A 13,236-nucleotide genomic window follows, 5' to 3' on the forward strand; every position below is an offset into this window, starting at 1 on the left:
ATGATGATCTTAGCGACTTCTTTAAGATAAAGTATGAGAAGTATGATCCAATTCAAAAAACCATTCTAAAAAAGAGTTAAAACTCTGCCATTGCGGTTGTAATTGCCCTGCCCAAAAGTCTTGTAATCGTTGACCGAGACTCAACTCCAACACTTGATCTGTCTGCCGATTGTAAAAGTATCCACCTTCACCGACAAAAGCATCCAGCGGAAGATATTGTTCAGGCAATTTCAATGTCTCGCGAGCACTATGTATACTTAGATCATAATTCGAATACAATACAAACCAACAAATATGGTAAAGCTCCTGATGTCGACTGTAAAAAGTAGGCCCTGTCTCTGCATGTAGATAAAACTGCGCAAAGTCTGAATCCAGTGGAATCTGCAACGTTTCCAGTGCACCTGCATATTCAGTCGAAGCTTCTTCATACCATGCGTTTTGTTCTTTGAAATATTGCTGAACTTTAGGTGATAACAATGAAATTCTCCTTTCACTCTAGATATTCAATCTCATCTTACCAGTTTATCGTAAATTCTGGCTTCGTGCTCACATCAATCGGTACATCTTTAGAGCCTATACCTGCGGCAGAAGCAGCAAAAATATCTTCTTCGATCCCTAGTTTTTCTAATTTGAGTGTACGTGCAGCTGCAAGTTTGAATTTGGGTTCTCCTTCAACAGGAAATGTAAGACTACCCTCACTTGTATCTCCACCGTTGCTATCTATTGCTTGCCGGGCAGCAGCACCGATCTGATTGGCATACTGTCGCATCCGATCATACAATAAATCACCATTTTGGGTTGCTGTAAATTCTTCTTCAAAATAAGGTTCTTTTACCACTAGCATCCAATCTGTTGTAGCATCAAATTCATTATCAATCAAGATATCTTCTAACTTTTTGGTATCTATATCTTCTTTAATTTGTTCTTCACGATCTGATTCTTGATCACCACCTGAACCAGAACCACTGTCGCTCTTAGAACCCGTCGAACCTGATCCATTCGTATGTCCACCTGCATTACCTTCATAGTGACCACCACCAGAAGAATTTGAATGATTCGGTGAACTTGAAGAAGAACCACTACTTCCACTTTCAGAAGATTGTTCATCCAGCTTTTCTAAATAGTCCTGTATAGTTTGCTCTGCTTTTTCTTGCATTGCCAGTTCATACTGTTTTTTCACTTCTTGTACAGCAGTAAGCGACGTGGCATCAGCTACATTTTGCGCCTGTCGCTTTTCAATAAAAACGGTAAAATAATAAAATAAAAACACACTACCGATGATAACAAAGGCAAGCGTCGATACTGTCAAAATCGACATTCCGCCCTGTTCATTATGAAGTTTCTGCTGTATATTCTTCATCCATCGGTTCATGTGTATTCATCTCCATTTTTAAATTAGCCGTATACAATAACACAAATAGCAATAATCGCCATTACGACAAGCACTAACATGATTTGTTTATTCACTTTTGCCATCTGTTGCGGATCCGCTACAATCTCACCGCCACATCTAGCACATACCATTTCTTTACGTAATAATTTGCGTTCCGATATATCCCGGCAAGATTGACAGGTATATTGCATGGTTGATCCCTTCCGCATTTTCGACGTTTGTCACATGTATACATAAGATTGCGTATTATTTTTTGAAGTGTAAATACTCTTACTCATCTTTGTCTGTGTACGTAACAATCCATTGTGCGGCTTCTGCTCTAGAAACTTCTGCTTGTGGTTTGATTAATTTAACAAAGCCAAAAATATTGCGATATTCACGGTCTCCGTTTAGATAACCAGATATACCCTGTATATATAAATCTTTATTTTGATACAGTTTACCAATATTCTTAGCGTCTTCTCCTACACTATTCAGCAAATTAGTTTTCAAAACATCTACATTCACAATAGGATCTTTTACACTAAATTGATCTTGATACCATGACCACATCAGAGTGAGCTGTTCTCTAGTTAAAGGTTGATCGAGCTGTAACTCATTATCATCTAATGGCACAATAGCATCTGCAGCTTTTAACGTTTCGATCAGATTATGATCGGGATCATCTACAGGTACGTCTTTGAAGCTCGATTGATCGGTTTGTTGAGGTTCAAAATCTTTAAAATCATATTTATATAACCATTTTATAAAATCACGTCGTGTAATAGAGTCATCTGGACGAAATTGTCCATTTGTATCAAGAGTAACTGCTCCTGATCCCAACAATTTAACAATCTGTGTTTTGACAGGACTATCTGAAATATCATTGACTGTTATCGTCTCACTGGAAGAAGATGTGTTGCTTAGTGAAGTATCTTCATCTTGATTTTCTTGATCAACCTCTACTTGTTTTTCATCAATCTGAGTATAATCAATAATCCATTGTGCGGCTTGTGCTCGTGTTACAGCTTCTTGAGGATCTAATGCTTGATCTGTAGAAAATACTTTAACATAAGGCTTTTCTTGTTTTCCTGCATAATAGCTCAAAGAAGCTAAATACGTTTTACCGATCTTCTTCATATCGCTATACTTGTTAAGCGTAAATTGTTGAACAGAATCTGCAACTATAGGATCTGTAACATCAGATTCACGTTGATACCATCCCCATAATAATGTTAATTCTTGGCGGGTCAGTTCTTTGTCCAGCTTCATCGTACCATCGGGGAAACCTGTAATAATACCAGCCGCTTGTAATCCTTCAATTAACCGATAATCTGGATTATCAGGAGCTACATCCGTATAACTAGGATTTTCTGCGTTTTTAGTTTTGACATGTTTATTATCATACCCATACATCCAATTGATAAATTCAGAGCGTGTAATCGGTTGGTCAGGATTAAAATTATCTGTCGCATCTAAGGTGACCGCTCCAGAGTCTATCAATTTTTTTATTTGCTGTTCGGCAGGATTATTACTAATATCTTTAGCTTCCGCAGGCAGAGCATCTGCTGTCGCATCTACTCCTTGTACAATTACTTTTACAGGAGTTGGAGCTGACAAAGAATCAACTGTAGCGGTAGATTGCTCTGTGGTAGCATCTGTTGGTTCTGATGATGTCTCTGTTGTATTAACTGAATCAGCAGATGATATTACAGGTTCTGCCAAATCGTTGCATCCTGTTAGAGCAAACGTAGCGGTAAGCAACAGGATATAATATCCCTTCTTTCTCATGTCTATTCACATCCTACGTATATTAATATTTATCTTCCATATCTTAGATATCCAATAATAGTAAATACAATAATGCCTAAATATAAACGAATTCGGTATTGTTTACGTGCTGGCGCATCAGCTAATATATATATGCCTGTCAAAACTAAAACACTAGGTATTAAAGCAATGATGACAGTAATAAGACTTCCATTAAAACTAAGAACACCTAAACTTCGATTAAGGTAACTAACCGCAAACATAGCTATTACAGCAATTACTATACTTATATTCAAATACTTATGTTGCCTTTTATCAGTAAAACTTTGTTGTAAAAATTTTATCATGCATTCACCTCTTTTATTATTTCTTGTCATTTGATAGCCATTCTGATCCCTTTTCTACTGATTGTTCCGTCACCTTTTGAGTAATATCTAATGGATTCTTTATACTTTGCAAAGCTTTTTCTTGATCTAATAAACGATCATACTGAGCTTGAGTTAAAGAATTATTATGATTATTTTGCCAGCGTTCTACTGTCCTCTTATTTGCAGTATCATTCCAAATCATATCTAATTGACGATGCGTAATTGATTTACCACCTACATTACTTTGACTAACTTCAATTCCTTTTTCCTCAAGATCAGATGTTGTTGTTGTAATACCATTATTAGTACGTACATTTTTAAGAACACGGCCAAATATAGGACTCAAAACCATAGAATTTAAAAAGCTAGTTGTTCCTTGTTGTGCAAGATTTTTATTTTCATCTGGATCTATTAAGGTTTTGATTCTAGTCATTGAAAGAGATTCTACCATACTGCCAAAAAATCCAGATACAGATTTTCCAAATTGAGATCCTGCGGGACTTTTAAATATGTCTGTTACTTTATCAAATATTAATGCCCCTGCTAGACCTTCTAAAAAAATAATCCCCATATCTTTAAAGTCTGGTACTATTCCATCAAAAGCCATTTTATTAAAAAAACCAGTACTTATATTAATAATAGCTGAAGCTTTAAATGCTTTACTTGTTATAGCAGATTTTATCGTTTGAATAGGTGAACTTATTAAACTTCTACCCGAATCCCATAAGCCTCTACCAAAGCCTTTTAAGTATCCCCAAGATCTTTTGCTAGCTTCTTTGAAAAATAATTTTGTACCTTGACTTCTAAAAAAAGTCCAACCTCCTCGTACAGCGCCTACGACTCCAGATTGAGCAATACCTATTATAGAAATTGCACCTAAAGCGCCATAACCAATCCCTTTAACAAACTCAAAGTTATCACCAGCCAGCAATCCATATATGCCACCAGCTATAATACCTACTACACCAGCTACAATAAGAACAGGTACAGAAATAGGAGCACTTAAAATAACTGAGAAAATAACAACTGCTGCTAAAATAACGGCTCCTGCTCCTATAGCTCCAGCCGCTGCTCCTTTACCAAAATTCTGCAAACTTTCGACAGGGTTAGCGACGATCTCTTTGCCTTTGTCCCACCATTGTTCATACCACGGACGATTATCTACTTGTTCATTTCCTTGCTGATCAGCTTTGGCTGGATTAGGTTTATCTACAGAAGTACCATCTGTATTTGTACCGTCGACTTGAGTACCACCTGTTGGAGTAGGCGATGGAGTCGATGGTAGAGGGGTTACAACTCCATTAGATTCAGTGGAATTCGGCATCGTTGTACCGTTTCCATGGGTACTATTAGTAGATGTCCCACCAGTTTGATTGCCTTGTGTCTGCCCATTGTCAGGAGTTTGCGTATTTCCTTGTTGATTAGGATCAGATGATTGATTCTGACCTTGATTTGTACCGTTTTGATTTATGCCATTTTGATTCGTACCATCTGGATTCGTGCTATCGCCAGGCGGAATAGCTGTATCGGTTGTAGTGTCAGTTGGAACAGCATTCTGATCTTTCACTTCAACATCACTCAGATGAACCTTAAAAGGAGACTCTTGATCAGTATCCGCTGTAGCGAACACAGGTGAAGCTAATGTGAGAACAAAAAGCACTGCAAGCAGTGCTCCACTTATTTTATACATAACGCGTCGGATATTGAACACTTCCTTTCCGTACGTTTTTGAGAATAACTGTATAATTATTCTTTTGCCGGATCTTCTTCTTTGCGTACCGTCGCTGAAGATGAGATCGGAATAGATAATCCCGATGTATTGAACAAAGCTCCAGATACAAGCGGTGATTCCAATGTCACTTTGACGGTGACATATGTATCGCCACCTGATGAATATTCTTGCTTGCTCATTTCCTTTATGTCGTATTTACCTGCAAAATTACGAATTGCTGTCTGATATCCAGCATTTCCTTGATCTTCTACCATTGCCACACGTGCGCCTTCCATTACTGCTTGTTTGACTGTTACTGCTGTAATCGCAGCAGAAGCAAATTGAAAAACAATAAGTACCATTAAAATAAATAAAGGCAACACACCTACAAATTCAATAGCTTGCGCACCTCGCTGATTATGAAGATACTGACGCCAGCCGCCCGTAGACGGCACGTCACCAGTATAAGTACTTTGGTTATCCACCAATTTTGATTTTATCGATTGCATCTTTAATTTTATCCACCAGTGCTTCCGCAATTCCGCCACCCTCTTTACCAAACAAGCTCATTAGTGCAATGATCAGTACAACGACAACAGCAGCTACACCTACATACTCGATTGCTTGAGCACCTTTTTCATTTTTGGTATATTGTCCAATCGTTGTTGCTTTGGCATATAAGTAAGAACCTAATTTGTTCATCATCGTTATTCACCCCCTCTCAATAAAATCAAATGGTTTGATGCAATATCCCTTTTGTTATTGCAAAGCATCCCATGAGACGCCAATACCTTCAGGATTATAGATGAAGTTAAGTACTAACAATCCGACAACACATAGCAATACAGCAGGTAAAATAAGAAAGCTGGTAATCAAAGTAACTTTAGGTCCTGCTTTGGCAGCACGCTCTTTCATCATACCGATTCGAGTTTCACGCATATCTGTGGATAGCAGATTAAATGTCTGAGAAATGGGAACGCCTAATTTGCTACCTTGTACCAGTGAAGATACTAACGTTTCTAATTCTTTACTTTGATTGCGATTCATCAATCGGATATATGCATCTTCGCGCGGAACTCCGATATCTAATTCTTGCTGAAAGCGAGATAACTCTTCTTGTAAAGGTCCATTCATTTTCATAATAATTTGTTTCATAGCAGGATCCATTGGTACACCGGCTTGTAAAGTAACGCTCATCGCATCCATAAAATCAGGCAAATCCAAACCTAAGCGCTCTTGTCTGTCTTTGGCCGCACTTCGTAACCAGAGCGAAGGAAATGCTAATCCAGCAAGTATAAATAAAATGAATACAACACCATTACCGAATCCCATCCATACTAGCAATGTCCCGAATAACATTCCTGCAAATACACATAAAAAGCGAAATCCATAAAAGGAATCCAATCGTAATCCACCTGGATGTCCAGCAAGTTCAATTTGCCGTTGAATCGTAGTCGGATTTGTAAACAATTTGAACCGCAAACCTAAAGGAATTAATTTTTCTGACCAATCAAATATTCGCTTTTTAAATCGTTCACTTAGAGTACGTTTCTTTTTCTTATCTTCATTCACCATACCCATTCTTTTTTTGAGACTGAGTCGTTTTAGCTGATACCGCCAGTAAAAGAATACAGCAGCCCCCCACGAAATTAGTGCTGTATACAATAGAGTATTCGTCCATAACATTATTTATTCACGCCTTTATATTGGTGACTTTACGAATCATAATAAATCCGAACACCATCAAAATAGCGACAACAACCAATAGAATCAAACCTGGAATCGTGAACAAAGGGGTAATAAATCCTTTAAATACAATATTAAAAGCAATAATAAGAAATACAGGCATTAAACCAAGTGTTAATGCAATATATCTCGATTCTGCTGTTTGATTGCTTAATTCTTTGTTCATACGTTCTCGTTCTTCTAAGGTCTTAGCTAATTGATCTAGAGCTTTGGCGAGATTACCACCGGCTTGACGCTGGATCGTAATCGTCTGAGTCATTAATTGAATATCGCGACTACTAAACTTCTCATTCATATTTTCAAGTACAGTATCCAGATTGTTACCTAATTGCATTTCACGAGCCATTCCTTGAAAAAGAGGGCCCGCAGGTGCTTTCAATTCTTTGGCTACCATGTCTATCGCTTGTTGTATGCTCATACCTGCACGAATAGAACTTCCCATCATTCGGCATACTTCAGGTAATTGACCATTGATCTGTGCAGCAAACTTGCGTCGTCTGGATTTGAGCCACTGCGAAGAACCAATCGTGATTAGAAAATAAGCGACGATAATATCCATCGGAAATTGTAACCCGACCAATACGTTAAGTAGGTAAGTCGCTATAAATAACAATGCGCATTGAATTAATACATAATTAAATCCTGAAATATTCAAGTCTGCTCCTGCCAGACGATTATCCCATTCTCGTCCATAATCAGAACGATTGAACTTACCTGCAAGTCTGCGGTATGTTCCTTTATTGGTTTTAATCTCTTCCGTATGCAAATCAGCCAGTCGCTTGTGAAGCACTTTTTCTTTTTTTCGTACAGCCGTTATTTCCATAATTGTTATCGTAATCGCAACGACTGTTATAAAAAGGATAATTAAAAACCAATGTTCAACCGACATCGATGATCTCCTCCTCCATCGGAGTGAAAAAGGATTCTCCTAGATCATAGCCGAATGTTTTAAGCTTATCTGCACATTGCGGAATATAGCCGGTAGTCACAAAACTACCTTGAATACGTCCATTTGCTTCTGTTCCTATCCGCTGAAAACGAAAAATATCATTCAATCGAATATTGCCATTTTCACTGATAGCTTCTGCAATAGACACCACTTTGCGTGTACCATCGGATAATCGTAATGTCTGTACTACTAATTGAATAGCTGCCGAGATAAAAGGTCTTACCACTTCAGCTGTCATAGATGAGTTATTCATCAAAATCATAGCTTCTAATCGAGACATTGCATCTTGCGGACTATTTGCATGAATCGTGGTCAAAGATCCTTCATGACCGGTATTCATCGCTTGAAGCATATCCATAGCTTCCCCACCACGTACCTCCCCGACAATAATACGATCAGGACGCATACGAAGCGCATTTTTAACCAACTGTCTGATTGTAATCTCGCCAGCGCCTTCCATATTAGCTGGACGTGCTTCCAATGAAACAACATTTTTACGATTTAACCTTAACTCTGCCATATCCTCAATCGTAATCACACGTTCACCGATTGGAATTGCTGCTGAGACCACATTAAGTAATGTTGTTTTACCACTACCTGTACCACCAGAGATAATAATATTCATTTTTGCTCCTACTAATGCTTCTAGAAAAGTAGACATTTTACTAGATAAGGATTGGAATCCAATTAAATTATTCATTGTGTATGGATCTTTTTTGAATTTACGAATCGTAATCACAGGCCCATGTAAAGCAATAGGAGGAATCGCTGCATTAACACGGCTACCGTCTTCTAAACGTCCATCAACTAGCGGTGAGCTTTCATCAATACGACGTCCAATAGGAGCAACAATACGATCAATAATATTGCGGATATGATCATCATTTTTAAAAGAAATATCGGATAAAGTGATCTGACCTTTCCGTTCGATATAAATTTCATCTGGCGCATTAACCATAATTTCTGTGATATCGTCGTCTTGTAATAAAGGTTCTAATGGACCAAAACCAACAGAATCATCCAAAATCATGTCGAGTAATTTGGTTTTATCCATCTGTGTAATAATAACTTTTTCTTGCTCCATCATATCTGTAATCAATTTTTCAATCGCTCGTCGTTTTTGAAAATTAGGCAGTTTGATTAATTGATCCAAATTGGTTTCTTTCAGCAAACGATTTTTGTAATGATTAAATAAATAATCAGTATAATCTAAAGGCTTCTGCTCTTCGGCTTGCGAATCATCAAGCCTGCTGCTTAACTTTTGAAAGATCGACATGAGACTCGCCTCCTTCTTTAACACTTAAAGCAGATTGAAGGTTGATAAATTCTTTGATTAATCCTTTGACCCCTTTTAACTTTTCTTTGCGTTCAAGCAATAGAGGTTGCCCCAAATTCGCACTCGTCTGTAACTGACCTTTAAGATCTTCTGAAATCGAACCAATCGTTGCGATATTAACAATCTTTTCTAGATCACTGGTTGTCACATCGGATCGTTTACTATGTTTGTTAATCACAAGAGAAATACGATTCATATCCATCAGGTGATAACGATCCAAAATATCGATCACACTTTTCAAACTCAAAATAGAAGCACGATCCAAATTCAGCACATAGACTAATTCGTCGGTTTGACTAATTGCACTAATGGAGACTTCATTTAATTCGCGAGGTAAATCCAAAATGATGTAATCAAAATGTTGACGACAAGTATTGAACAACATTTCGATATCTTCGCCGGTAAAATTTTCAGCTTCTTGCGGATGTGCTGGTGACAATAGCAAATTCAAGCCAGATGATTGTAGTGGATACAGTACATTACTAAGCTGACTATACGTAATTTCTTTCAATACTGATTTGAGATCACCCAGATTACGTTCAAATTGAATATCCAGATAATGTTGTATCCCACCAAATTGCAAATTAAGATCAATTAACAGCACTTTAGCATCTGTTTGCAATGCTATTGTCTGCGCCAGATTCACACTGACTGTGGTTGTTCCTGCACCGCCTTTGCCGCTATACAAAGCTATCACTTTACCACCATTTGCATCAGGTGCATGAATAGAACGTTGATCTGTTCCTCGTTGTGCAAGTCGTATCGCTTTTTCAAGCACATTCTCTAGATGATCCAATTCATCAGGTATTCGCAGTACATCAGTCACGCCTGCACGATACATTTCTCGAATTTGTGTAAAATCTCCAGTACGACTTAGAAAAATAACCGGTGCTGAGCCATTTACTTTTTTTAACTGCTGGATAATCGGTGTCAAATCAGTTGATTCTTCCGATTCTGCTAACAAAATAACACGTGGTTCTTTTGGATGAATTTGCATATAAGCTTCACGTGGTTTTTCAATCACTTCGCCTGGTTGCATATTATAAAAATGAATACTTTGTATTAACTGTTGAGTGAGGCGCTCATTGCTAGATACGATAGATATTTTAACTGTCGACAAATGGATTGCCTCCTTGCTGATTATAGTAAGTTTGAACCGTTCTTCGATTACTTATCTGTTGAAGATGTATTAGAAGTTTCTTTCGATTTTTGAGACGATTCTTTAGATATAGCATCTTTTTGAATTCGATCGGTTGATGCTTTATTGGTCGCTTTTTCTTTAGTCGATGTTGATTGCTCTACTGCTTTTTCTGCTGTTTTCTTATTTTTTGATGAAGCTTGAGTATCTTCTTTGTTCGCTGTAGGTGAGCTTGCTGTCGAAGATACGTTACTTGATGTATTACTATTATCTGAACCTACATCTTTACTGCTTCCACTTTTTAATAAGCGTACTTCTTTACCATAATTAAGCGCCCATACCACAGACTTGGAATCATTGAGGCTGACCAATACACCAATCGCTGTAATTTCATTGCCTGTTTTTTGAACACTATTTACGGTTACATCTTTCAGTAATACTTTAGTAATCCGACTATCTCCATTTGCTGCTTTTTCTTTAGTCGATTTTGCATCATAAGAATAGACGATATCCACTTTGTCATACGCATCAATCTGTTCATCAAAAACAGCCAATGGAGCACGCAACATCACTTGACGATAATCTCCTTTGACAAACGTATTGTTACGCAAGACTGAGGTTGTTAGTACAGAACCTTCTGTAATAGGAACAACCGATATTTTATTTTCCAATTGCTGTGAAGAGGTAATCAACGAATCCATCATATATTTACGTGGAATTTCTTGAGTCTTTAACAATTCAGACTTGATTACGCTACCTGCTGGAATATCTTGCGCTGCTACTTGTACCGTTACAAATTCACCTAGACTGGCTTTGGTTTCTTTCATATAACTAGAAAACAAAATAACTGCAATAGCGCCTAAAGTGATTGCGATCAACATAAATACAAATGCACGCTTTTTAGATTCAAACATACGTCTCTGCCACCTTTTGTAGTAATGCAATTAGTAAAAAACAACTTACAGCTATAAATGGTGCTAAAGGTAATTCATTAGGAATACGAAATGTTTGTGGTGCTACTTTGCGTAAAAGCAGTAAAGGAATCGCCGCCAGAGCTGCCAATGGGAATGTAAAAAGGAATGCCCATATCCCACCAGACCAACCTAAGCAAGCTCCAACCATCGCAAAAAGTTTGATATCACCTCCACCTAATTTCCCTTTGCTTACGACCGCAAGTAAAAGTGCTATTCCGCCCAAGCCTATTACACCAAAAAGGCTTTGCCAGATCGTTATATCGTTGACAACAAGATGAATAAGTAAAAAATATAGAGTACCTGGAAAAGTAATCACATCTGGAATAATTCGCTTACGACAATCTGTGATAATACAGACCAGTAATAGAACAAGAAATGGAATATAAATAAGTCCTATCATTTGTTGTCTCCTATTTGTTTTAATCAATTTGTAAAAATCATGCTGTAAAGATCAAACTGTAAATATGACTCATTAATAAGTTTTGAAAAACATGTTTTTATTTTGTCCGAATTTGAAGCAGAGGTAAATAGAGCTGCTTTCCTAATAAAAGGAAAAAATAGCAACTTACTATTTAGCATTGTAGTTTTTTCTAATATGAATAACCAAAATTAGGTATTTTCATATGAAAAATAGTACAAACCTCATTAACGTTCGACATGGTTACCATTATATGTAATATAAATAAGGTCTATTGGTCAGCTTAGAAAGGTACTTACTTCATAGTCAGCTTGACCTAGATTTTGTTCAAAATTTCGCAATATAACTTAGAATAGATGGTTCCACGTTCACTTTTATGATTATTTGAAAGCAAAAAAAGACTATTTCTAGAATCGAAATAGTCTTTTAATAATGATGATGTATTTATTTAGCTGTAACCGAAGTTACTTTTTATTTAAAGGAACAGGGACAACCAATGGAGCTTTTATCGCTTTTTTCCAATTGACGAGAGCGATACTACAAGCAATCATAACTAGACCAATCAATAATGATAATGTGATCGACTCGTGAAGAATCCAGATACTAAAAATATTAGATAACACCGGAATCATAAACGTATACGTTCCTACGGTGCTGACTTCTCCACTGTCGATTAATTTGAAATAAACCATCCATCCCCCTGCGATAACAAACAACGAGATAAACAATAATACTTCGATAAATGAAGGAGTCCACTGAATATCACTCCAACTTTCGGTAGACGATCCAGCAATCATTAATACTACGCCACCGATCAATAACTGCATCGTAACTGTCCATAACGAATCCAATTGTTGATTATTTTTCTTCATATATATTGTACCTAGCGCCCAGCATAAGGAAGAGGCTAGCGCGAATCCGATACCGGTTAACGATAAATTGCCTTCAAGCCCCCCTGAACTAATCACAGCCACACCTACAAAACCTAGTATTAATCCAATCACTTTTAAAGTGTTCATCTTTTCGCCTAACCATAACCATGAGAACAGCCCTAACAAAATAGGTTGTAAAAATACAATCGTTGAGAATAACCCTGCTGGCAAATAACCGATTCCAATCGTTTGCAATCCATAGTAACCGATAATATTTAAAACGGCGAGTATAGCGTATATCTTTCGATTTCGCTTCCATTGCAATCGTTCGACATGCTTCATAGCAAATCCTAACAAAATAAGTCCACCAATTAATGTTCGCAGACCTGAAAATAAAAGTGGCGGTACATCAGGTAATACTAATTTGGTTAAAGGCCAGTTAATGCCCCAGATCGTTACAAGAAAAATAACCAGCCATAATGTCATTTTGGGTGATAAAGTCTTCATGTTGTTCATCCTTTCATCTATTACAGTACACTGTTTTAAATTTGTGCTTCTTTAGGTTATACTTTTATCACTCAT

Annotated in this window: 15 protein-coding genes; all 15 read right to left on the reverse strand. The window is 37.2% G+C overall.

Annotated features, from left to right (window positions below; translation table 11 throughout):
- Window positions 1–21: 21 nt before the first annotated feature.
- The 15 genes from QCD85_RS16970 to QCD85_RS17040 all read right to left on the reverse strand — a co-directional run bounded on the left by QCD85_RS16970 (window position 22) and on the right by QCD85_RS17040 (window position 13,161).
- Window positions 22–477: a hypothetical protein gene (locus QCD85_RS16970; RefSeq protein WP_301263309.1), complete on the reverse strand. Its 456-nt coding sequence runs from the start codon at window positions 475–477 to the stop codon at window positions 22–24.
- Between the two features lie 37 nt (window positions 478–514).
- Window positions 515–1,372 (reverse strand): hypothetical protein, encoded by an 858-nt coding sequence (locus QCD85_RS16975; RefSeq protein WP_274171988.1) that lies wholly within the window; start codon window positions 1,370–1,372, stop codon window positions 515–517.
- Window positions 1,373–1,395: 23 nt separating this feature from the next.
- A complete protein-coding gene (locus QCD85_RS16980) occupies window positions 1,396–1,584 on the reverse strand; it encodes a hypothetical protein (protein WP_274171987.1) in 189 nt (62 codons plus the stop codon).
- Between the two features lie 79 nt (window positions 1,585–1,663).
- Entirely contained in the window at window positions 1,664–3,163 is a 1,500-nt protein-coding gene (locus QCD85_RS16985; RefSeq protein ID WP_301263310.1) for an S-layer homology domain-containing protein, read from the reverse strand.
- 29 nt (window positions 3,164–3,192) lie between these two features.
- Window positions 3,193–3,489, reverse strand: coding sequence for a hypothetical protein (locus tag QCD85_RS16990; protein WP_301263311.1), 297 nt, complete (start codon window positions 3,487–3,489; stop codon window positions 3,193–3,195).
- Window positions 3,490–3,505: 16 nt separating this feature from the next.
- The gene (locus QCD85_RS16995) at window positions 3,506–5,077 is read right to left on the reverse strand and encodes a hypothetical protein (protein WP_301263312.1); all 1,572 of its coding nucleotides are present in this window, start codon (window positions 5,075–5,077) and stop codon (window positions 3,506–3,508) included.
- Window positions 5,078–5,256: 179 nt separating this feature from the next.
- Window positions 5,257–5,730, reverse strand: a complete 474-nt coding sequence (locus tag QCD85_RS17000) for a TadE/TadG family type IV pilus assembly protein (protein ID WP_301263313.1) — start codon at window positions 5,728–5,730, stop codon at window positions 5,257–5,259.
- Window positions 5,699–5,926: a hypothetical protein gene (locus QCD85_RS17005; RefSeq protein WP_137223651.1), complete on the reverse strand. Its 228-nt coding sequence runs from the start codon at window positions 5,924–5,926 to the stop codon at window positions 5,699–5,701. The genes QCD85_RS17000 and QCD85_RS17005 overlap by 32 nt, the downstream gene beginning before the upstream one ends.
- A gap of 54 nt (window positions 5,927–5,980) precedes the next feature.
- Window positions 5,981–6,907 carry a type II secretion system F family protein gene (locus QCD85_RS17010; protein ID WP_301263314.1) on the reverse strand — a complete coding sequence of 309 codons (927 nt, stop codon included), beginning with the start codon at window positions 6,905–6,907 and terminating at the stop codon, window positions 5,981–5,983.
- A 7-nt stretch (window positions 6,908–6,914) separates the two neighbouring features.
- A complete protein-coding gene (locus tag QCD85_RS17015) occupies window positions 6,915–7,856 on the reverse strand; it encodes a type II secretion system F family protein (protein WP_274171981.1) in 942 nt (313 codons plus the stop codon).
- A complete protein-coding gene (locus QCD85_RS17020) occupies window positions 7,846–9,192 on the reverse strand; it encodes a CpaF family protein (RefSeq protein WP_301263315.1) in 1,347 nt (448 codons plus the stop codon). The genes QCD85_RS17015 and QCD85_RS17020 overlap by 11 nt, the downstream gene beginning before the upstream one ends.
- Window positions 9,158–10,372: an AAA family ATPase gene (locus tag QCD85_RS17025; RefSeq protein ID WP_301263316.1), complete on the reverse strand. Its 1,215-nt coding sequence runs from the start codon at window positions 10,370–10,372 to the stop codon at window positions 9,158–9,160. The genes QCD85_RS17020 and QCD85_RS17025 overlap by 35 nt, the downstream gene beginning before the upstream one ends.
- 47 nt (window positions 10,373–10,419) lie before the next feature.
- Complete coding sequence (cpaB, locus tag QCD85_RS17030; protein ID WP_301263317.1) at window positions 10,420–11,304, reverse strand: Flp pilus assembly protein CpaB; 885 nt, start codon at window positions 11,302–11,304, stop codon at window positions 10,420–10,422.
- Window positions 11,297–11,764 (reverse strand): prepilin peptidase, encoded by a 468-nt coding sequence (locus QCD85_RS17035; RefSeq protein WP_301263318.1) that lies wholly within the window; start codon window positions 11,762–11,764, stop codon window positions 11,297–11,299. The genes cpaB and QCD85_RS17035 overlap by 8 nt, the downstream gene beginning before the upstream one ends.
- Window positions 11,765–12,246: 482 nt before the next feature.
- A complete protein-coding gene (locus QCD85_RS17040; protein ID WP_301263319.1) occupies window positions 12,247–13,161 on the reverse strand; it encodes a DMT family transporter in 915 nt (304 codons plus the stop codon).
- Between the last annotated feature and the right edge of the window lie 75 nt (window positions 13,162–13,236).

This window comes from Paenibacillus sp. PsM32 (assembly GCF_030433815.1).
GTDB lineage: Bacteria > Bacillota > Bacilli > Paenibacillales > Paenibacillaceae > Saccharibacillus > Saccharibacillus kyungheensis.

Bases quoted from the DNA above. Each gene is read 5' to 3' on its own strand.
- QCD85_RS16975 (WP_274171988.1), bottom strand. From the start codon at position 1,372: ATGAACCGATGGATGAAGAATATACAGCAGAAACTTCATAATGAACAG.
- QCD85_RS16980 (WP_274171987.1), bottom strand. From the start codon at position 1,584: ATGCAATATACCTGTCAATCTTGCCGGGATATATCGGAACGCAAATTA.
- QCD85_RS16985 (WP_301263310.1), bottom strand. From the start codon at position 3,163: ATGAGAAAGAAGGGATATTATATCCTGTTGCTTACCGCTACGTTTGCT.
- QCD85_RS16990 (WP_301263311.1), bottom strand. From the start codon at position 3,489: ATGATAAAATTTTTACAACAAAGTTTTACTGATAAAAGGCAACATAAG.
- QCD85_RS17000 (WP_301263313.1), bottom strand. From the start codon at position 5,730: ATGCAATCGATAAAATCAAAATTGGTGGATAACCAAAGTACTTATACT.
- QCD85_RS17005 (WP_137223651.1), bottom strand. From the start codon at position 5,926: ATGATGAACAAATTAGGTTCTTACTTATATGCCAAAGCAACAACGATT.
- QCD85_RS17010 (WP_301263314.1), bottom strand. From the start codon at position 6,907: ATGTTATGGACGAATACTCTATTGTATACAGCACTAATTTCGTGGGGG.
- QCD85_RS17015 (WP_274171981.1), bottom strand. From the start codon at position 7,856: ATGTCGGTTGAACATTGGTTTTTAATTATCCTTTTTATAACAGTCGTT.
- QCD85_RS17020 (WP_301263315.1), bottom strand. From the start codon at position 9,192: ATGTCGATCTTTCAAAAGTTAAGCAGCAGGCTTGATGATTCGCAAGCC.
- cpaB (WP_301263317.1), bottom strand. From the start codon at position 11,304: ATGTTTGAATCTAAAAAGCGTGCATTTGTATTTATGTTGATCGCAATC.
- QCD85_RS17035 (WP_301263318.1), bottom strand. From the start codon at position 11,764: ATGATAGGACTTATTTATATTCCATTTCTTGTTCTATTACTGGTCTGT.
- QCD85_RS17040 (WP_301263319.1), bottom strand. From the start codon at position 13,161: ATGAAGACTTTATCACCCAAAATGACATTATGGCTGGTTATTTTTCTT.